A 19412-nucleotide genomic window follows, 5' to 3' on the forward strand; every position below is an offset into this window, starting at 1 on the left:
GTGCCCTCACCGTCGTCGCTGCCGACGATCGGCATCGACTTCGGCACCTCCAATTCCGCCGTGGCCTGCCGGGTCGACGGCGTCGCCCGCCTGCTGCCCATCGAGGGCACGGCCACCACGCTGCCGACTGCGATCTTCTTCAATGCCGAAGACCGCACCACGCATTTCGGCCGCGAAGCCGTCGCCCTGTACCTCTCGGGTGTCGAGGGGCGATTGATGCGGTCGCTCAAGAGCCTGCTCGGCAGTACGCTGATGCAGGAGAAAACGGCCGTCTACGACGGGCTCGTGAGCTTCGAGGACATCATCGCGCGCTTCCTGCGCGAGCTGGCGGCGCGCGCCGGGCGCGAGCTCGGCCGAATCCCCGAGCAGGTCGTGATCGGGCGGCCCGTTCACTTCGTGGACGACGATTCGAAGCGCGACGAACGCGCCGAAGAGAGCCTGCGCCATGCGGCCCGGGCGGCAGGCTTTCGCGACGTGGCTTTCCAGCTCGAACCGATCGCGGCCGCCTTCGACTACGAGCAACGCATCACGAAGGAATCGGTGGTGCTGATCGTCGACATCGGCGGCGGCACCTCGGACTTCACGGTCGTGCGCGTGGGTCCGGACCGCGCCACGCGCACCGACCGCAGCGACGATGTGCTGGCCACCAGCGGCGTGCACATCGGCGGCACCGACTTCGACCAGCGCCTGAACCTCGAACGCGTGATGCCCGAGTTCGGCTTTCGCCACCACGGTCCCCAGGGCCGCGAGGTGCCGAGCAAGGTGTTCTTCGAGTTGTCGTCGTGGCACCTGATCAATTGGCTCTATGCCGCCAAGGCGGTTCGCCAGGCGAAGGAGCTGCGCACCAGCTATGCCGACACGCAACTGCACGACCGGCTGATGACGGTGCTGGAAGAGCGGCACGGCCACCGCATCGCCAGCGCCGTCGAGCAAGCCAAGATCGATGCCTCGGTCACCGATGTTCAGACCTCGATCGACCTCTCGTGCGCAGAACCGGGGCTGACGGCCACGCTCTCGCCGGCTGACATGGCGCAACAGCTTTCCGCCCAGCTCGAGAACGTGATCGCCTGCGCGCATGCCTGCGTCAAGCGCGCGGGCCTGCGCAGCGGCGACCTCGATGCGATCTACCTCACGGGCGGCTCGTCGGCGCTGCGCCCGTTCCAGCATGCGCTTCGCAGGAGCTTTGCCGGCGTGAACCTGGTCGAAGGCGATCTGTTCGGCGGCGTGGCCACCGGGCTGGCCTGCGCGACGCCGCAACGGCGCCGGACATGAAATACCTTGCGGGCTACCCGGCAGCCCTGCAGGAACAGGTCAGCCAGCTGATCGCGCAAGACAAGTTGGCGGCGCTGCTGAGCCAGCGCCATCCCGGCGGCACGCACGACATCCAGTCGGACCGGGCGCTCTATGACTACGTGGGTGGGCTCAAGAACGAGTTCATGCGCAAGGCAGAGCCGCTGGCCAAGGTGATGTTCGACAACAAGCTGCACGTGATCCGCAATGCATTGGGCACGCACACCACGGTGTCGCGGGTCCAGGGCGGCAAGCTCAAGGCCAAGCGGGAGATCCGGGTGGCGAGCCTGTTCAAGGAGGTGCCACTCGACCTGCTGCGCATGATCGTTGTGCACGAGTTGGCGCACACCAAGGAAAAGGCCCACGACAAGGCTTTCTACGCGCTATGCACGCACATGGAGCCGGACTATCATCGATTCGAGTTCGATCTCAGACTGTACCTGACGCATCTGGACCTGGGCGGGCAACGCCTCTGGTCGCACGAGGCCCCCATCACACCTCCATGACGCTGCCCAGACTTCACCTCACCTCGCTGTCGCAGGAAGAAGTCTGTGGCGACATCGTCGAAGCCTTCAGGCTGGCGATCGAGCGGCTCGGCTACCCGACCACCTACACCCATTGCCACATCGAACCGGGTGTCATCAACATCCTGTTCTTTTTCTGGGACATGCCGTGGAGCGAGATCCAGCCGCACCACCCCGATTGCATCATCGTCAACTTCGAACCGATGGTGCCCGGAACGCACGCATGGTCCGAGAAGTACCTCGATGTGCTGAAGCGCGCCTATGTCTGGGAGTACAGCAAGTCGAACTTCCAGAGAAATCTCGAACTGGGATACCGCAACGCAGACTATGTCGCGCTGGGCTGGGAGCCTGGCGCAGCGCAGGTCGTGCCGCTCGCGGACATCCTGCCGGAGGAGCAGCAGGACATCGACGTCGTGTTCTTCGGCTCGCTCACGCGCCGCAGGATCGTTCTTCTCGAGAAGCTGATCGCGCGCGGCCTGCGCGTCGAGCTCAACCGCGGCCGCCACTGGACGCTGGAAGAGCGCAACGACTACGTGCGCCGCGCCAAGGTAGTCCTCAATTTTCACAACTGGGAAGACTCGCGCATCGTCGAAGTCCCGCGGCTGTCCATCCTGATGCGGCACCGCAAGGCCGTGGTCTGCGAGCTCTACCCCGACAGCGAAATCGAGCCATGGATGCGAGAAGCCGTCGTCGGGGCGCCGTACGAGCGGCTGGTGGAAGCCGTGGAAGAACTGCTCGCGGACGCCCCACGCCGTGCCGTCCTGGAGCGGGAGGGGCTCGACAGATTCACCCGTCCCTGGGCTCCGCCGCTTGTCGGCCCCGCGATCGAACGCTTTCTCGACTGGCGCGCCCAGCAGGCCGACCGGTTCGTTGCCACCGAACTGCCGCGCGTGAGCGTCTGCCTTGCCTTGGGCGCGTCACCGGAAGCCGTGTCACGCAGCTTGCAGAGCCTGGCAGCACAGCGCGATATCAAGCTGGAGGTCGTGCTCGTCGCGCCTACCGATTCGAAGGCGCTCGATGCCGTCCTCGCGACCCCGCCCTTCCCCGATATCCATCTGATCCAGCTGCCCGTGGCATTCGACCGGGCCACCGCCCGCAATATGGCGATGGCGCAGTCCACGGGCGACTACGTCGTGTTTCTCGATGCCGGCGACGTGGCGGCACCCGAACGCCTGCAGCGCCAGGTCGCGCTGCTGGAAACGCGTCCCGCGATCGATATCGTGGGTTGCTGGTGCGAGACGGGCGACGGCCCACTGCGTTTTGCGGAAAGGCACCAGGACATCGTCGCGGAATACCTGGGACCCCATCCCCTGCTGCTGTCGGCGTGCATGGTGCGCCGGAGCTTTCTGGAACGCAGCGGCGTGCGACACGACCCGGAGTTCACCGTTCACGACGACCTGCACCTGCTTTGCAAGAGTGCCGCGGCCGGCGCGCGTTTCGCGGTCATTCCCCAGATGCTTCATACGCCTGTCGCGTTGCCCGCCGTCGCCGATCCCGCTCGGGCGGCAGCGCTTGCCATGCGCGCCCGTACGCTGGTGCTGGCCTACCTGCTTCCCCAATGCAGCGGCAAGGACGTGAACGAGATCGCCAGGCTCTACGCGCACCTGTGGCCTCCGACGCTCGAATTTGCCGAGCACCTCCTCGCCACGCTGGCACGCGCCTGCTTCAGGCCCTCCAGCACGCCCGAACTGCAACCGGTGGAACACGAGACGCTGACGCGCGCGTTGCGGCACGAGGCTCTGCGACTCCTGCGCGTTTTCTTCAACGCGGGCCTGGCCGACAAGGCCTGGCTGGAACGGCAGTTCGCGCACGAAGAGGTGGCGGCCTTCCTGGCCCCCGCCGCCAATCAGCTGCCCGCCCGGGTATTCAGGAACTGACCCCGGCAAGAGATTGCCGTCGTCAGCGAATGCGCTGCGAAGCCGCGTCGCGCGCGGCCATGTAGGCGGAGCGGTAGGGCTCGCCGAGATTGATGAAATGCACGAGCAGCGTTTCGTCCGTCGCCAGGTGCGGTGGCGTGTTGATGCTCAAGTTGTCGAGCACGCTCTCTACGCCGACCAGCCCCTCGGCCGACAGCACTTCGTTGGTGTAGTACTGGTCGCCCTGGCTGGCGTAGACGGTGGACTTGTCGTCGACGCTGCCGATCCGCGCCCAGATGCGTGCCAGCAGTTCCGCGTTGCGGGTCGTGTTCCTGAAACCCATCACCCCCGAGTTGAACGACCACGCCCCCACGTCCTTGCCCAGCAGCAGGTCTCGGCCATCGAGGAGCGTCTCGATGCGCCGGGTCTGGTTGAAGAACAGCGTGTCCGCGTCGATCCAGATGATCCAGTCGTGCTGTGCGAGGTGCTGCTGCAGCAGCCATGCGCGGACCCACGAGCCGTTGATGCCCGGCCCGATTTCCTCCGGAACGGCCCGGTACACGTGGTAGGTGTACCCGTGCCTGTCGCAATAGCGCTTCGCGTTGTGCTCGGAAACGCGTGCGTAGCTGTTGATGTGATGGGTATACAGCGTCAGGAACGCAATGCGCGCACCCGGGTTGTAGGTGGTCAGCGGTTCGTCGGAAAGCGCCGGATAGGCTGCCGGCTGCAACACAGGGCGACCATGCATCAGGGCGTCGTTGACCTGATCGACCAGCATGCGCTGCAGGTTCAGGTCGTGCAGCATGTCTTCGCGCAGCCCGCCGCCCGGCGCGACGATGGGCAGCGGCCCCGTGTTCACCACGAAGATGCGGGCATGAAACCACTGGCTGATGCGCCAGGAGACGTTCACGTAGATGTCCCCGATCGTGGCGTTGCATCCCAGCATGCCCGCGGGGCGCAGCCGTGCGGCTTCGTCGAGCCGCTCGGCCACCAGCGCGATCACTTGGCCGCAGTCCTCGATCAGCCGATGCAGCATGGCCCTGTTGGCGGGCGTATTGCGCAACACCATCATGTTGGTCATCGCCAGGCCGGCGTGCTCGCCGACGGCCGGGGCCTCGAGCACCAGCAAGTCGCGACCTTCCATCAACGTCTCGATGGCAACAGGGTGAAAAACCACCGAATTGCCGTCGAGAAACAGCAGCCAGTCACCTTCGGCCAGCCCGCGCAGGCGGCGAAGCATCTCGCTGTACCGGGCTCCGGCACGCAGCGCGGGATGGAGGATGTGGTCGCTGTCCGTCCACTGGTGGTCATACCCGAACGAGCGGCAATAGTGCGCGTGGTTGCGCAACACCGCGTCGTCCTTGCGCTGAAAAAAGCTGAGGCACAAGGGCATGTCTATCTCCTCAGGACGGAACGCTTTCCTTGAGACCGGCAAGGGCAAGCAATCGTTTGGCGCCGCGGTATGCAGCCGACTCTGTCAGCGAATGCCAGTTCAATGCGGGGGCCTGAGGCAGCAGCGACTGCCGGCGTGCTTCGCTGGCAGCCTTGCCTTGCCAGCGCCCTGACGTCGCGGCGACTCCGAAGCCTTCCAGCAATCCGTCCAGCAGTGCGCCATCGCCAATGCTCTGGTTGCAGACCATGGGCAGGTCGCATCCCGCTTCGAGCGCCGCCAGCGCGGCGTCGGTGAAGCTCAACAGTTCGCCGTCGATATACCGCCCCGCCTCCATGCTCAGATCGTCGCTGAAGATCACGCCATCGAAGCCGAGTCGGGTGCGCAGCACGTCCTGAAGCCACTTCGACGAAAAACCCGCCGGCCGCGCATCGACCTTGGGATAGATGACGTGCGCAGGCATCACGGCAGCGAGCGTGCCGGCGAGCCAGTCGTAAGGCCTGGCGTCATCGGCCAGGATCGCCTTGAGGCTGCGCCGATCGACCGGGATCTCGACATGCGAATCCGCATTCACGAACCCATGCCCCGGAAAATGCTTTCCGCAGTTGCGCATCCCCATCTGCAGCATCCCGTGCATCACGCTCTTGGCCAGCAGCGCCACCACACGCGGGTCGCGGTGAAAACTGCGGTTGCCGATCACGCTGCTGCCGCCGTAATCCAGGTCGAGCACGGGCGCAAAGCTGAAATCGACGCCACAGGCGCGCAGCTCACCGGCAAGCACCTGCCCCGCCGCCGTCGCGGCCTGCGTGGCGCGCATGGCATCGCGCATCCACAGCTCGCCCAGCGACCGCATCGAAGGCAGGCGCGTGAAGCCGTCGGTGCGAAAGCGCTGCACACGCCCGCCTTCGTGGTCGACGCAGATCAGCAGGTCGGGACGGATCGCCTTGATCTCGGCATTGAGCGCGGTCATCTGCGCGCGGTCCTGCCAGTTGCGGGTGAAATGGATCACGCCACCGACCAGCGGGTTGGCCAGGCGCCGGCGGTCGGCGTCGTTGAGCTCGGTGCCCGCCACATCGATGATGAGCGGCGCGTGGATAGTGCTGCCTGTCGTCAGGGTCATGCTTCGTTCTTGCTGTCTTTGTGTTCCACCACGACGAAGCTCGCGGCGTATTCGGTTTCGTCGGTCACCGTGACGTGGGCGGTGAGGCCCTTCGCCTCGAACCAGTCCTTGAGCTCGCCATGCAGCACGATGACCGGCTTGCCGCTGCGCAGGTTGGCGATCTCGCACAGGCGCCAGGTCATCGGCATCCGCATGCCGAGGCCGATGGCCTTGCTGAAAGCTTCCTTGGCCGAGAAACGGGTGGCCAGGTAGCTGAGGCCGCGCTTGGGCCAGCGCGCGCTACGGGCTTGCCAGACCGCGAATTCGGCATCGCTCAGCACCTTGCGCGCGAACCGCTCGCCCTGGCGCTCGAAGGTCGCGGCGATGCGGCGCAGGTCGCAGATGTCGGTGCCGATGCCGTAGATCATGCAGGCCGGGCCTGTTGTTGCGCCTCTGTGATGCAGCGCAGGTATTCGCGTGTCGTGGTGGCGTAGCCAAGCTCGAGCGCGTCGGCGACGAACGCGTGGCCGATCGAGACCTCGTGAACGCCGCGCACCGCGCGAAGGAACGCGGTGAGGTTGTCGCGGCTCAGGTCGTGGCCGGCGTTGACGCCCAGGCCTGCGGCCTGCGCCGCCCGCGCCGATTCGACGTACCGCGCGAGCACGGCCTCTTCGTCGGCCGTGCCGCGCGATGCGGCATAGCCTTCGGTGTAGAGCTCGACGCGGTCCGCGCCCACCGCCTTGACCGCGGCCATCATTTCGGGGATCGGATCCATGAACAGGCTGACGCGCACGCCCAGCGCCTTGGCTTCGGCGATCAGCGGGCGCAGCCGCTCGGCGTCGTCGGGAAAGCTCCAGCCATGGTCGCTGGTCGACTGGGATTCGCTGTCGGGCACGAAGGTCGCCTGGTGCGGACGCAATTCGCGCACGAAGTCCATCAGGTTGTGGAAGGGATTGCCTTCGATGTTGAACTCGATGCCCGGCCAGTCCTTCGCAAGCAGAGCGGAGAGGTCGCTCACGTCGTGCGCGCGGATGTGGCGCGCGTCGGGCCGAGGGTGCACGGTGATGCCCTGGGCGCCCGCGGCCAGGCACGCGTTGGCAGCGGTCAACACGCTCGGAATACCCAGGTGGCGCGTGTTGCGGACCAAGGCCACCTTGTTGAGGTTGACCGAAAGGGAAGTGGCGGTGCCGGCGTTGCCTGAGGTGCTCATAGTGCTTGCAGATCTCTCATCATTTGCCGCGTGCGCAGCGTGGACACGCCGCAATGGTAGTTGAGCAAGGCACGCAGCTGGTTTCTGAGGGCGCTGTTGCTGCCGGCGTTCATGGTGGCGATCTCGCGCAGGGTCGCGGTGAAGGGCGCGCGGTCGTCGAGCACGGCCTGCAGGGTCTGCCAGTCGGCGCCGGCCAGGCTGGCCTCGCCGTCCGTTGCCATACGCAGTCCCGCCTCGGGCACGAGGCTGTAGCGCACGTCGGCGTCGAGTGGCTCCAGGGTCAGCGTCTGCACGTCGAGCGAAGGCAGCAGGCCGACCTCGCGCAGCAGGATCAGTTCGAAGGCGCGCAGCGCGGCAGCCTGGGTTGCTGCCTGGGCGCCGGCGTGGTCGCCCGCGAGCACCTGCACCACGCCGGCATAGGCATCGAACAGCGCCTCGTGCGCGTCGTCCCGTGCCAGCAGGCGCAGCAGCAATTCGTTGATGTAGTAGCCGGAGAGCAGCGCCTCGCCGGTCGGCATGACGTGGCCGCCCATCCATTCCGCACCCTTGAGCGTGCGGATCTCGGCATCGCCGCCGTAATTGAGCTGCAGCGGCTGCAGCGGCAGCAGCACCGGCCGGAAATTGGAGCTCGGGCGCTTCGCTCCCTTGGCCACCAGCGCGATGCGCCCGTGGTGACGGGTGAAGACCTCCAGGATCAGGCTCGACTCGCTCCAGTCGTAGCGATGGAGCACGTACGCCGGTTCATGCGAAACGCGGTGGGCAGCGGCCACTTCATTCGTAGCCGAAGGAGCGCACGCGCGCCTCGTCGTCGGCCCAGCCGGAACGCACCTTGACCCACAGTTCGAGGAACACCTTGGCGTCGGCCAGCTTCTCGAGCTCGACGCGTGTTTCCATGCCGATGCGCTTGATGCGCTCGCCCTTGTCGCCGATCACCATGGCCTTGTGGCCGTCGCGCTCGACCACGATGGTGGCGGCAATGCGCAAGAGGCGCTTCTGGCCCTTCTTCTGGGGCGGCTCTTCCTCGAACTTGTCGATGATGACGGTCGACGTGTAGGGCAGCTCGTCGCCGGTCAGGCGGAAAAGCTTTTCGCGCACCAGCTCGCCGGCCAGGAATTTCTCGCTGCGGTCGGTCAGCTCGTCCTCGTCGTAGAACCAGGGCTGCTCGGGCAGGTATTTCTCGCAGATGCCGAAGAGGCGCTCGACGTCCTTGGCGTTCTTGGCCGACATCGGCACGAACTCGGCAAAAGCGTGCTTCGCCTGCATGGTCTGCAGCCAGGGTGCGATGTCGCCGCGGCGGTGCACGTTGTCCAGTTTGTTGGCCAGGAGCACCGTCGGAATGCCCTTGCCCAGCAGCTTGAGCACACGTTCGTCGGCCGGCGTGAAGCTGCCGGCCTCGACCACGAACAGGATCAGGTCCACGTCGCCGACCGCGCCTTGCACGGTCTTGTTGAGCGACTTGTTCAGCGCGTTGGCGTGCAGGGTCTGGAAACCGGGCGTATCGACGAACACGAACTGCGTCGCGCCCAGCGTGCGCATGCCGGTGATGCGGTGGCGCGTGGTCTGGGCCTTGCGCGAGGTGATGCTGATCTTCTGGCCGACCAGCGCATTGAGCAGGGTCGACTTGCCCACGTTGGGCTTGCCGACGATGGCGATGAGGCCACAGTGTTGGGGGCCACCTGGGGCGGCGCCGTCGCCTGCTGCATCTTGGGGGTCGGCTTCTGGATTGGTAACGTCGTTCATTGTGATTTCACGCAGCTCCGCGTGCCTTGAGCCGGATCAGCATGGCAGCCGCGGCAGCCTGCTCGCCGGCGCGGCGCGAGCCGCCGATGCCGCGTTCGCGAAGGCCCAACTCGGGCACCTCGCACTCGACATCGAAAGTCTGTTTGTGCGCTGCACCCAGCGTCGCTGCCACGCGATACACCGGCAGCTTCATTTTGTGGCCCTGCAACCATTCCTGCAATTCGGTTTTCGGGTCCTTGGCCGCCGCTTCCATGCGCGGATTGATCTCGACCGATTCGTACAGCCGGCGCACCAGCGCCTCGGCGGCCGCAAAGCCCGCGTCGAGGTAGACCGCGCCGATCAGCGCCTCGAGGGCATCGGCCAGGATCGAAGGCCGGTTCGGCCCGCCCGAGCGCGCCTCGCCCTCGCCAAGCCGCAGCAGCGGCGAGAGCTGGAGTTCGAGCGCCAGGCGATGCAGGGTGTCCTGCTTGACCAGATTGGCCCGCACGCGCGACAAATCGCCTTCAGGCAGGGCCGAGAGGCGCGTGTACAGCAGGTGCGATACCGCCAGGTTGAGCACCGAGTCGCCGAGAAACTCGAGGCGCTCGTTGTGATCGGCCGAGAAGCTGCGGTGCGTGAGCGCGAGCTGGAGCAGCCGCGTGTCGGAGAACGAATGCTTGAGGCGCGCCTGCAGCGCGACGAGGCTGCCGTCCACCTTTTTCAGCGCCGCGTTCAGCGGGTCTCGCCCTTGTACTTGAGCGTCAGGTAGGCCGGGCCGAACAAGGGAATCTCGCGCTCGTAGGCATACGAGACGACAACCTTGTCGCCGACCTTCTTGATGTCCAGATCACGGCCGCTCACCGACTTGAAGTCGTCGATGGCCTGGGCGCGATCGAAGATGGCGCGAATTTCGGGCACGGTCGTGCCCTCCTTGGCCTTGTTGGCGGCCTTGTCGATGGCTTGCCATTCGATCAACGTCGGAATGACCTGCGCGACGACCACGCCCACACAACCGAGTACTGCCGCGACGAACAGCAGGCCGATGAACGAGATGCCGCGCTGGTGCGTGGCCCTGCTGCGGATGGACCGGTTAGCTCTCATGCCCTCTTACCCCTCGAACAGTGTTGAATGACTGCTTATTGAAATGGACCGATGCGGCCGAAATCGCCGAAGTTCATCCAGACGAAGAACGCCCTGCCCACGATGTTCTTGTCCGGAACGAAGCCCCAGAAGCGCGAATCCGCCGAATTATCGCGGTTGTCGCCCATCATGAAATACTGGCCGGCCGGCACCTTGCACACCACGCCTTCGACGGAGTAGCGGCAGTTTTCGCGGAACGGGAAGTCGCTCGCGCCCGGAACGAAGGACGGGGCACCTTCGTCGTTGAGGATCTTGTGCTGCTTGCCGGCGAGGTCCTCGTCGAACTGCTTGAGCAGACGCATCGATTCGCCGTCAAGGTAGTCGGGCGCCGCGGTCTTGGACACCGGTTGGCCGTTGATCGTGAGCTTCTTGTTCAGGTAGGCCACTTCGTCGCCCGGGATGCCGACCACGCGCTTGATGTAGTCCATGCTGGGTTTGGGCGGATAGCGGAACACCACCACGTCGCCACGCGCGAGCGGCGTGCCCTCGGTGATCTTGGTGTTGATGACCGGCAGGCGCAGGCCGTAGGTGAACTTGTTGACCAGGATCAGGTCGCCGGTCAGGAGCGTGGGCATCATCGAACCCGACGGGATCTTGAAGGGCTCGTAGAGGAACGAACGCAGCAGGAACACCACCAGGATCACCGGGAAGAGGCCCGCCGTCCAATCGAGCCACCAGGGCTGCATCAGCAGGCGCTCGCTGGCTTTGGTATCGGCCGTATCGACCTGGGTAATGCCCTGCCCGGCCAGCCGCGCGTTGCGCTCGGCCATCGAGGCCTCGAGCGTCGCCGCGGCTTTCTCGCGCTTGGGCAGGAAGTAGAAGCGCTCGGCCAGCCAATAGAGGCCGGTGACCACCGTAGCCACGAACAGCAGCAATGCGAAGTTGCCTTCGATCATGCCGAAGTACCAGGCTCCGACATAGCTGGCGAATGCCGCAAGGACCAGGGAAGTGATGAGTGCCATTTTTTTGATCAGTCTTCGACTTGCAGAATCGCGAGGAAGGCCTCTTGCGGGACCTCGACGGAACCGATCTGCTTCATTCTTTTCTTGCCCGCTTTCTGCTTCTCGAGCAGCTTCTTCTTGCGGGTGATGTCGCCGCCGTAGCACTTGGCCAGCACGTTCTTGCGGAGGGCCTTGATTGTCTCACGCGCAATGATGTTGACCCCGATCGCCGCCTGGATGGCCACGTCGAACATCTGGCGCGAAATGATCTCGCGCATCTTCGAGACCACCGCCCGGCCGCGGTACTGCGACTGGGTACGGTGCACGATGATCGAAAGCGCATCGACCTTCTCGCCGTTCAGGAGGATGTCGACCTTGACCACGTCCGAGGCGCGGTACTCCTTGAACTCGTAGTCCATGGAGGCATAGCCCCGGCTGACCGATTTCAGCTTGTCGAAGAAGTCGAGCACGATCTCGCCGAGCGGCATCTCGTAGGTCAGCATGACCTGGCGGCCGTGGTAGGCCATGTTCATCTGCACACCACGCTTCTGGTTGGCCAGCGTCATGACGGCACCGACGTATTCCTGCGGCATGTAGAGATGCACGGTCACGATCGGCTCGCGGATCTCGCTCATCTTGCCGACGTCGGGCATCTTGGACGGGTTCTCCACCATGATGACTTCGCCGTCGTTGCGCACCACCTGGTAGACCACGCTGGGCGCGGTCGTGATCAGGTCCTGGTCGAACTCGCGCTCCAGGCGCTCCTGCACGATTTCCATGTGCAGCAGGCCGAGGAAACCGCAACGGAAGCCGAAGCCCAGCGCCTGGCTCACTTCGGGCTCGTAACGCAGCGACGAATCGTTGAGCTTGAGCTTTTCGAGCGCGTCGCGCAGTGAGTCGTACTCGCTGGCTTCGGTCGGATAGAGGCCGGCAAACACCTGCGGCTGGATTTCCTTGAAGCCCGGCAGCGCCTCGGTGGCCGTGGCAGCGGCGCCGCCCGTGCCCGCCTTGATCAACGTCACGGTGTCGCCGACCTTGGCAGCCTGCAGTTCCTTGATGCCCGCGATGATGTAGCCCACCTCGCCGGCTTCGAGCGAAGGGCGCGGTTCGTTGGCAGGCGTGAAGACGCCGATGTTGTCGGCGTTGTACATCGCGCCGGACGCCATCATCTTGATGCGCTCGCCCTTCACCAGCCGGCCGTCGACCACGCGCACCAGCATGACGACGCCGACGTACGGATCGAACCAGCTGTCGACGATCATCGCGCGGAGCGGGCCGTCGGGATTGCCGCGCGGCGCCGGCATCTGGTGCACGATGGCCTCGAGGATCTCGTCGATGCCGAGGCCGGTCTTGGCGGAGCATGGAATCGCATCGCTCGCGTCGATGCCGATCACGTCCTCGATTTCGGTGCGCGCGTTGTCGGGATCGGCGTTCGGCAAATCCATCTTGTTGAGCACCGGCACCACTTCCACGCCGAGGTCGAGCGCGGTGTAGCAGTTGGCCACCGTCTGCGCTTCGACACCTTGCGATGCATCGACGACGAGCAGCGCGCCTTCGCATGCCGACAGCGAGCGACTCACTTCATAAGAGAAGTCGACGTGGCCCGGGGTGTCGATCAAATTGAGGTTGTAGACCTGCCCATCGAGTGCCTTGTAGTGCAGCGCAGCGGTCTGCGCCTTGATGGTTATCCCACGCTCTTTTTCGATGTCCATCGAGTCGAGCACCTGCGCTTCCATCTCGCGTTCTGCGAGGCCGCCGCAACGCTGGATCAAACGGTCTGCGAGCGTCGACTTGCCGTGATCGATGTGCGCAATGATCGAAAAATTTCTGATGTGATTCATCAACGGGAACGCTTAAGTACTTGAATTGGCTCGTGCCCAGCAGCGAGCGGGCAAGAAAAAAGGGCGCGTCTTCTGGAGACGCGCCCTGAACCAACAAGCAATGGCAACTGCAGTAGTTGGAACTTCATTGTAGGCAAAAAGGGAGGCACGTACATCCGGGAACAGGGTCCAAAGGGCTCGTTGCAGGTCCACAACATCAAAGATATATACAGGTTATCCACAAGATCGGTGGAGCAGTCTATGAACAACTTGTGGGCGATCTGTGGAGCACCGGTGGACTGCTGTCTGACATCTCGCATCGTGAAGGTCGTTGCACTCCTTATGCGCTGACCAGCCGCCGCGAGTGCCCTATTCTACCGAAAACCGTCCTTAGCCTTCCACAAAGTTAGTGAGCGCAAACCAAAATCAAGGCTTTTGAAGGCCCAGATTTTTTTAGAGGTCTGCGCCTGAACGTCGTAAACGCCTCAAAAAAACGGCCCCAAACCCGACTGCCGGGTGGGGCCACTTGACGGCAACGCCGGATCAGCGTGCGGGACGGATCAGGGCGTATTGCGCCCAGTCGCCGCGACGGAACAGCACGCTGAGCGCCTTGCTCTTGTCGGCCTTGGCCAGTGCCGCCTCGAACTCCCGGGTGTTGGCAATTTCGATGTTGCCCACGGCCAGGATGATGTCGCCTTCGCGCAGCCCCGCTCGCGCTGCGCCTTCGCTGGCGGCATCGACCTTCACGCCGCCCTTGAGCTTGAGCTCCTTCTTCTGCGCATCGTTGAGATCGCTCACGGCGAGGCCCAGCGATTTGGCGGCGGCGGAAGCCGAAGGCTTCGGCGTCGGCTCGTCGCGATCGGAGGCACGCTTGGCCGGCTTGTCGGGCTCGATCTCGGCGATGGTCACGCTCAGGTCGCGCGAGCTGCCGCGGCGGAACACCGTGAGCGTGCTCTTCGTGCCGGGCTTGGTGTTGCCAACCAGGCGCGGCAGGTCGCTCGGCTTCTCGATGGCCTTGCCATCGAACTTGGTGATGACGTCGCCCGGCTCCACGCCGGCCTTCTCGCCCGGCGAGCCCGCTTCGACGCCGCGCACCAGCGCGCCCTGCGCCTTGCCCAGGCCGATGGCCTCGGCCACGTCCTTCGTGACCTGGTCGATCTGCACGCCGATGCGGCCGCGGGAGACACGTCCCGAGGTGCGCAGCTGTTCGCTCACGCGGATCGCCTCGTCGATCGGGATCGAGAACGAGATGCCCATGAAGCCGCCCGAGCGCGAGTAGATCTGGCTGTTGATGCCCACCACTTCGCCGCGCATGTTGATCAGCGGGCCGCCCGAGTTGCCGGGGTTGATGGCCACATCGGTCTGGATGAACGGCAGGTATTCGCCCGTGTCGCGTTGCTTGGCGCTCACGATGCCGGCTGTGACGGTGTTCTCCAGCCCGAATGGCGAGCCGATGGCCATCACCCATTCGCCGACGCGCAGCTTGGAGATGTCGCCGACCTTCACCGCGGGCAGGCCCGTGGCTTCGATCTTGACGACCGCGACGTCGGTGCGCTTGTCGGCGCCGATGATCTTGGCCTTGAACTCGCGCTTGTCGGGCAGCGTGACCAGCACCTCGGAGGCGTCTTCCACCACATGCGCATTGGTCATGACGTAGCCGTCGGCCGTCAGGATGAAGCCGGAGCCCACACCGCGCGGGCGCTCCTCTTCCTGGGGCTGCTGCGGCCTGTTGGGACGCGGCCCCTGGCGCGGCGTGCCCGGCGCAGGCTGCCCGAAGAAACGACGGAAGAATTCCTGCATCTCCTCGTCCATCTCGCCGTTGCCGGCGCCGCGCTGAGCGACCTTCTCGACGGTGCGGATGTTGACGACCGAGGGGCCGACCTGGTCGACCAGATCGGTGAAGTCAGGCAGCGTGCGCGTTTGCGCGTGGACGGGCTCGACGGGGAGAAAAGTGGCGCCAGCTGTCAGCGCAAGCGCGAAAGCCAGTACACCGGAACGAAGCTTGTGTCCCTCGACTTTGAACATCATGGGTTTTCTTTCAAAAGAACAGAGAGCGGCTAAAACAACAAAGGGCTATGAGTCTGCGTTGCGAGCTTGGTTCAGCGCAATTCGCGGGGCAATGGCCAGTCAGTGTGTCAACGCGTGCGAGCGAGGCTTTGGGCGAATGCGTTGAGCGTCTGCTGCGGCACTTCGCCCACTGCGGTCAGCCACCAGTCACTCGCGGGTTCGGGCAAGCGCCGGCGGATGGCGTTGGTGGCGCCGATGGTCAGCACGCCGTCCCGCGGTGCGCGCGCGGCATCGTAGCGCTCGATGAAAAGCGAGACCGAGGCCAAGCCGTCGGAGAAAGTCCACTGGACCGTGGCCGCATCCTGCTTCGACTTGTCGCCGCCGGTCGCGGGCCGGCGAAAGAAACTGCGGGGCTTGAAGCCGGCCACGGGCGCGCTGAGCGTCCAGCCTTCATCCTGTGCGGTCGTGCGCTCGAGCTCGAGCTTTTCGACGCGGTAACCCGCAGTGTTGCTCATCATCTGTGCGAGCGCCTGTGCCTTCACCGGCGCATCGAGCTGCAGTTCGGAAAACGCCGACTGCTCCACCACCCGGGATTCGCTGTCGAGGGTCTGCAGCTTCACCACCAGGCCCGAACGGCGCTCGCTCCAGATGCGGTAGCCGAAACGCAAGCCATCGTGCGGCACCAGTTGCACCACGTCGGCATCGAAGCCAGCCACGCGGTCCTTGCCGATCGCACGCACGTCGTAGAAATCGCCGATCGACGAATCGGTCTTGTCCGGCAGGTTAGGAAAGAGATCGAGGTTCTCGCGCTTCTCCACCTTCACGACCTTCGCCTCGGGCAGGAAGGTCATGACATTGCGATTGCGCCGGAAGGTCGAGCGCTGCGGGCCCGAGAGGGCCTCGATGCGTTCGATCTGATGGTCGCCATCGCGCACATGCCAGATGCGCGCGCTCGACAGGTCACCGCCTGGCGCCGACACCACGAAGGTGCCCACGTAGTTGCGTTGCCGCGCACCGGTGTGCATGCGCTGCAGCCAGTCGGCCACGCTCATTGCCGGCGGCTCGTCCGTCTGCGCCGAAGCGGCCCCCTTGGCGGTCGCCGGGCCGGAGCGGTTTTGTGCGGTGGCAACCTGCACGAAGCAGAAGGCTGCAAACACAAGCACGAACGCGCGTGCGGAGATCGGCATCTGAACGGTCATTGCGGGCAGTTACGGACGCGCGATCAGCGCGTAGGTCCCTCGAAGGTAGCGTTGCGCAGGAAACCGGAAGGCATTTGCGAAGCACCGCCAGCCTGCTGATGCGCTTCAAGCAATTGATCGAGCCGCGGATCGCGCAGCATGACTTGCGGATTGCCGTTGCCGACCATCACGCGCGTCGGCGTCAGCGCGGCGCTGACCGGCTGCTGGCCGTTGGCGGCCGCCGCCAGGACCGAATTCATCGCCGGCTGCTGCTGCGCCGCGATTTGTGCGCCGGTCTGCGAACCGGCCGTGCCGCTGCCGATCAGCGTCCAGCTGATGGCTGCGACCGCGACCATCGAAGCGGCACCCGCCACCAGCTTCCAGCGGAAGACCGGCTCGTTGGCCGCATCGGCGCGGCGCTGGACCTGGACTGCGACAGGCGCAGCCACCGGCTGCAGCGCGGGCATCGCCACCACCGGCTCCGCGGCCAGTCGCTGCTGGAAGCGCGCGAGGAATGCCGAGCTGTCGCTGCACACCGAATGGGATCCCGAGCGCAACACATCGCCCACCACATGGTAGGCGTGCCAGGCCGCGCGCGATTCGCCTTCGGTGCAGACCGCCTCGATCGCCTGCGCGAACGCCTCGCCCTGCAAATGACCATCCGCAAGTGCGGACACCTGTTCCCGAACCGTCATCGTCTGATTCATTTCATTCACCTGCTTACTTACCAACGCTTGCCGGACTGGTTGTCGAGCAACGGCTTGACCCTGGCCGAAATGGCTTCGCGCGCCCGGAAAATACGCGAGCGCACCGTGCCGATAGGGCAATCCATGACCTCGGCAATCTCTTCGTAACTCATCCCCTCGATCTCGCGCAGCGTGACCGCCTGGCGCAACTCGGCTGGGAGTGCCTCCATGGCTGCCTCGACGGCGCTGGCGATTTCATTCGCCGCCATGACCGATTCGGGGGTTTCGTCGCTGATTGGTTCGTTTCCGGGACGGTAAGTTTCATCGTCGTCCTCAGAAGAAGGCCTCAGAGCGCTTTCGGAGATGGTCGGATCGCGCTTCATGTCCACCAGCGCCTTCTTGGCAGTGTTGACCGCGATCCGGTAGAGCCAGGTGTAGAACTGCGCCTCGCCGCGGAACTGGTGCAGTGCGCGGTAGGCGCGAATGAAGGTTTCCTGGGCAATGTCCTCGACCAGGTCGACATCGCGCACCATCCGGCCGATCAACCGTTCGATGCGGCGCTGGTACTTGATGACCAGGAGTTCAAAGGCCTTCTGGTCACCTGCGACGGTGCGCTGGACCAGCTGGAAATCGACCTCGCCCGGGCGCGGCGCCTCGGCCGACGCGTCGGTCAAGCCGGACTCCGGTGGTACAGGCGGGGGAGACATTGTCATCGACGGAATTTCAAGGCGCGTCGGCGGGTGCCGTCGCGCGCCAGGGATCGCCCACAGGCTCGGCGACCGGCGTGCGCGAATAGACCGCCCGGCGCACGTCGCGCCAGCGCTCCGGCATGACCCGCTGCTCGAGCCAGACCCAGCGCGCGGCGCGACCAGGCTCCGCGAGCCTGACCAGCATCAGCGATTGGAAATCGAGCACGACCATGGCCCGCGCTGCACGAACACCGCGGGTCGGATCGACTCCGTTCAGAGACCAATACAGCCCGTCGAAGTGCAGGACGGCAGCGCCGTCGCGCCGCAGGCCGAAGCCCGCGGCAACACCCGAGAAGACGACGCTGAAAACCAGCAGCAACTGACGCCATCCGGCGCTATCGAAGAGATAGCAGGATGCGCCCGCGCAGCAGGCTCCCAAGGTCCAGAGAACGACAAGAATCCGGGTAGCGCCACGTGAGCGCCCCACCGGATAGGTCACCGACGGCGCGCTGTGCATGAGAGAGCAATGCTCAAGTGCGCTTGAACACCAGCGTGCCGTTGGTGCCGCCGAAGCCGAAGTTGTTCTTGACCGCGACATCGATCTTCAGATCGCGCGCCTCGTTGGCGCAGTAGTCGAGATCGCACTCCGGATCCTGGTTGAAGATGTTGATGGTCGGCGGGCTCTTTTGCTCGTGCAGTGCAAGCACGGTGAACACCGATTCGATGCCGCCCGCGCCGCCCAGCAGGTGGCCGGTCATGGACTTGGTCGAATTCACGACGAGCTTCTTCGCATGATCGCCGAAGGCAAGCTTGACCGCGTTGGTCTCGTTGAGATCGCCGATCTGCGTCGAGGTGCCGTGCGCGTTCAGGTACTGGACCTGGTCGGCATTGACACCTGCGTTGGCCAGTGCCATCGCCATCGAGCGGCGGGGGCCGTCGACGTCGGGTGCAGTCATGTGATACGCATCGCCGGTCAGGCCGAAGCCTGCGACTTCCGCGTAGATCTTGGCGCCGCGCGCCTTGGCGTGTTCGTACTCCTCGAGCACCAGCACGCCGGCTCCCTCGCCCAGCACGAAACCGTCGCGATCCTTGTCCCACGGGCGCGAAGCCGTCGCGGGATCGTCGTTGCGCGTGCTCAACGCGCGAGGCGCAGTGAAGCCACCGATGCCGAGCGGCGAAATGGTCGACTCGGCGCCGCCGGCGATCATGACGTCGGCATCGCCGTATTCGATCATGCGTGCCGACGTGCCGATGGCATGCAGGCCCGTGGTGCAGGCAGTGACGACGGCGATGTTCGGGCCCTTGAAGCCGTACTTGATCGACACGTGGCCCGAGATCATGTTGATGATCGACGCCGGCACGAAGAACGGCGAAATGCGGCGCGGGCCGCGGCTCGCATATTCGCCGTGCGTCTCTTCGATCATCGGCAAGCCGCCGATGCCCGAGCCGATGTTGCAGCCGATGCGCACAGCTTTCTCATAGGACAGCGCTTCGCCGGTCGGCAGTCCGCTGTCCTGCACCGCCTGGATGGCGGCAGCAAGCCCCAGATGAATGAAGCGGTCCATGTGGCGCGCTTCTTTCTCCGAGATGTATTGGGTGATGTCGAAACCCTTCACCTCACCGGCGAACTTGCAGGCGAAGGCGCTTGCGTCGAACGCGGTGATGTTCGCAATGCCCGACTTCCCGGCCAACAGGTTGGCCCAGGATTCGGTTGCGGTGTTTCCGACAGGAGCGATGCAACCGAGTCCGGTCACGACGACGCGGCGTTTGGTCATGCCGGCAAACCTTTCTGGAAGCGCTGAACAGTTGCTGGTCGGCGCGTGCGGTTCAGGAAAAAGCCGCCGGCCGCAGTCGCTGTGTCAG

19 protein-coding genes are annotated in these 19412 nt (G+C 64.9%); 3 read left to right on the forward strand and 16 right to left on the reverse strand.

Going from position 1 to position 19412, the window contains the following annotated elements; translation table 11 throughout:
• The 3 genes from J2W23_RS22805 to J2W23_RS22815 are packed head-to-tail and all read left to right on the forward strand — an operon-like array spanning position 1 to position 3691.
• Positions 1-1272, forward strand: a complete 1272-nt coding sequence (locus J2W23_RS22805) for an Hsp70 family protein (protein ID WP_307650361.1) — start codon at positions 1-3, stop codon at positions 1270-1272.
• Entirely contained in the window at positions 1269-1796 is a 528-nt protein-coding gene (locus J2W23_RS22810) for a M48 metallopeptidase family protein (protein WP_307650362.1), read from the forward strand. Before J2W23_RS22805 ends, J2W23_RS22810 begins: the two co-directional genes overlap by 4 nt.
• On the forward strand, positions 1793-3691 hold the full coding sequence (locus J2W23_RS22815; protein WP_307650363.1) for a glycosyltransferase family A protein: 1899 nt from the start codon (positions 1793-1795) through the stop codon (positions 3689-3691). Before J2W23_RS22810 ends, J2W23_RS22815 begins: the two co-directional genes overlap by 4 nt.
• 22 nt (positions 3692-3713) lie before the next feature.
• Here the strand turns inward: J2W23_RS22815 and J2W23_RS22820 are convergent, their stop codons facing one another.
• From J2W23_RS22820 to fabF, 16 genes are all read right to left on the reverse strand, one after another.
• Positions 3714-5063, reverse strand: coding sequence for a galactosyl transferase GMA12/MNN10 family protein (locus J2W23_RS22820; protein WP_307650364.1), 1350 nt, complete (start codon positions 5061-5063; stop codon positions 3714-3716).
• Positions 5064-5073: 10 nt separating this feature from the next.
• Entirely contained in the window at positions 5074-6180 is a 1107-nt protein-coding gene (gene nagZ / locus J2W23_RS22825) for a beta-N-acetylhexosaminidase (RefSeq protein WP_307650365.1), read from the reverse strand.
• Positions 6177-6587 (reverse strand): holo-ACP synthase, encoded by a 411-nt coding sequence (gene acpS / locus J2W23_RS22830; protein WP_176661397.1) that lies wholly within the window; start codon positions 6585-6587, stop codon positions 6177-6179. Before acpS ends, nagZ begins: the two co-directional genes overlap by 4 nt.
• Positions 6584-7369 (reverse strand): pyridoxine 5'-phosphate synthase, encoded by a 786-nt coding sequence (locus J2W23_RS22835; RefSeq protein ID WP_307650366.1) that lies wholly within the window; start codon positions 7367-7369, stop codon positions 6584-6586. Before J2W23_RS22835 ends, acpS begins: the two co-directional genes overlap by 4 nt.
• On the reverse strand, positions 7366-8139 hold the full coding sequence (recO, locus tag J2W23_RS22840; protein WP_307650367.1) for a DNA repair protein RecO: 774 nt from the start codon (positions 8137-8139) through the stop codon (positions 7366-7368). The genes J2W23_RS22835 and recO overlap by 4 nt, the downstream gene beginning before the upstream one ends.
• Before the next feature lies 1 nt (position 8140).
• On the reverse strand, positions 8141-9109 hold the full coding sequence (era, locus tag J2W23_RS22845; protein WP_176661401.1) for a GTPase Era: 969 nt from the start codon (positions 9107-9109) through the stop codon (positions 8141-8143).
• Between the two features lie 7 nt (positions 9110-9116).
• Positions 9117-9803 carry a ribonuclease III gene (gene rnc, locus J2W23_RS22850; protein WP_176661402.1) on the reverse strand — a complete coding sequence of 229 codons (687 nt, stop codon included), beginning with the start codon at positions 9801-9803 and terminating at the stop codon, positions 9117-9119.
• Between the two features lie 17 nt (positions 9804-9820).
• Complete coding sequence (locus tag J2W23_RS22855; protein WP_307650368.1) at positions 9821-10189, reverse strand: DUF4845 domain-containing protein; 369 nt, start codon at positions 10187-10189, stop codon at positions 9821-9823.
• Between the two features lie 35 nt (positions 10190-10224).
• A complete protein-coding gene (lepB, locus tag J2W23_RS22860; protein WP_176661404.1) occupies positions 10225-11190 on the reverse strand; it encodes a signal peptidase I in 966 nt (321 codons plus the stop codon).
• A gap of 8 nt (positions 11191-11198) precedes the next feature.
• Positions 11199-13010 carry a translation elongation factor 4 gene (gene lepA, locus J2W23_RS22865; RefSeq protein WP_176661405.1) on the reverse strand — a complete coding sequence of 604 codons (1812 nt, stop codon included), beginning with the start codon at positions 13008-13010 and terminating at the stop codon, positions 11199-11201.
• A gap of 522 nt (positions 13011-13532) precedes the next feature.
• The gene (locus tag J2W23_RS22870) at positions 13533-15017 is read right to left on the reverse strand and encodes a DegQ family serine endoprotease (RefSeq protein WP_176661406.1); all 1485 of its coding nucleotides are present in this window, start codon (positions 15015-15017) and stop codon (positions 13533-13535) included.
• Between the two features lie 107 nt (positions 15018-15124).
• Complete coding sequence (locus tag J2W23_RS22875) at positions 15125-16195, reverse strand: MucB/RseB C-terminal domain-containing protein (protein WP_307650369.1); 1071 nt, start codon at positions 16193-16195, stop codon at positions 15125-15127.
• A 23-nt stretch (positions 16196-16218) separates the two neighbouring features.
• Positions 16219-16881: a sigma-E factor negative regulatory protein gene (locus J2W23_RS22880; RefSeq protein ID WP_176661408.1), complete on the reverse strand. Its 663-nt coding sequence runs from the start codon at positions 16879-16881 to the stop codon at positions 16219-16221.
• 17 nt (positions 16882-16898) lie between these two features.
• Complete coding sequence (gene rpoE / locus J2W23_RS22885; RefSeq protein ID WP_307650370.1) at positions 16899-17573, reverse strand: RNA polymerase sigma factor RpoE; 675 nt, start codon at positions 17571-17573, stop codon at positions 16899-16901.
• Between the two features lie 10 nt (positions 17574-17583).
• The gene (locus tag J2W23_RS22890) at positions 17584-18066 is read right to left on the reverse strand and encodes a hypothetical protein (protein WP_307650371.1); all 483 of its coding nucleotides are present in this window, start codon (positions 18064-18066) and stop codon (positions 17584-17586) included.
• 13 nt (positions 18067-18079) lie between these two features.
• On the reverse strand, positions 18080-19324 hold the full coding sequence (gene fabF, locus J2W23_RS22895) for a beta-ketoacyl-ACP synthase II (RefSeq protein ID WP_176661410.1): 1245 nt from the start codon (positions 19322-19324) through the stop codon (positions 18080-18082).
• Between the last annotated feature and the right edge of the window lie 88 nt (positions 19325-19412).

The organism is Variovorax boronicumulans (assembly GCF_030812215.1).
Taxonomy (GTDB): Bacteria; Pseudomonadota; Gammaproteobacteria; order Burkholderiales; family Burkholderiaceae_C; genus Variovorax; species Variovorax boronicumulans_C.

Coding starts and splice junctions, on each gene's coding strand:
- J2W23_RS22810 (WP_307650362.1), top strand. CDS start 1,269: ATGAAATACCTTGCGGGCTACCCGGCAGCCCTGCAGGAACAGGTCAGC.
- J2W23_RS22815 (WP_307650363.1), top strand. CDS start 1,793: ATGACGCTGCCCAGACTTCACCTCACCTCGCTGTCGCAGGAAGAAGTC.
- J2W23_RS22820 (WP_307650364.1), bottom strand. CDS start 5,063: ATGCCCTTGTGCCTCAGCTTTTTTCAGCGCAAGGACGACGCGGTGTTG.
- nagZ (WP_307650365.1), bottom strand. CDS start 6,180: ATGACCCTGACGACAGGCAGCACTATCCACGCGCCGCTCATCATCGAT.
- acpS (WP_176661397.1), bottom strand. CDS start 6,587: ATGATCTACGGCATCGGCACCGACATCTGCGACCTGCGCCGCATCGCC.
- J2W23_RS22835 (WP_307650366.1), bottom strand. CDS start 7,369: ATGAGCACCTCAGGCAACGCCGGCACCGCCACTTCCCTTTCGGTCAAC.
- era (WP_176661401.1), bottom strand. CDS start 9,109: ATGAACGACGTTACCAATCCAGAAGCCGACCCCCAAGATGCAGCAGGC.
- J2W23_RS22855 (WP_307650368.1), bottom strand. CDS start 10,189: ATGAGAGCTAACCGGTCCATCCGCAGCAGGGCCACGCACCAGCGCGGC.
- lepB (WP_176661404.1), bottom strand. CDS start 11,190: ATGGCACTCATCACTTCCCTGGTCCTTGCGGCATTCGCCAGCTATGTC.
- lepA (WP_176661405.1), bottom strand. CDS start 13,010: ATGAATCACATCAGAAATTTTTCGATCATTGCGCACATCGATCACGGC.
- J2W23_RS22870 (WP_176661406.1), bottom strand. CDS start 15,017: ATGATGTTCAAAGTCGAGGGACACAAGCTTCGTTCCGGTGTACTGGCT.
- J2W23_RS22875 (WP_307650369.1), bottom strand. CDS start 16,195: ATGACCGTTCAGATGCCGATCTCCGCACGCGCGTTCGTGCTTGTGTTT.
- J2W23_RS22880 (WP_176661408.1), bottom strand. CDS start 16,881: ATGAATCAGACGATGACGGTTCGGGAACAGGTGTCCGCACTTGCGGAT.
- rpoE (WP_307650370.1), bottom strand. CDS start 17,573: ATGACAATGTCTCCCCCGCCTGTACCACCGGAGTCCGGCTTGACCGAC.
- J2W23_RS22890 (WP_307650371.1), bottom strand. CDS start 18,066: ATGCACAGCGCGCCGTCGGTGACCTATCCGGTGGGGCGCTCACGTGGC.
- fabF (WP_176661410.1), bottom strand. CDS start 19,324: ATGACCAAACGCCGCGTCGTCGTGACCGGACTCGGTTGCATCGCTCCT.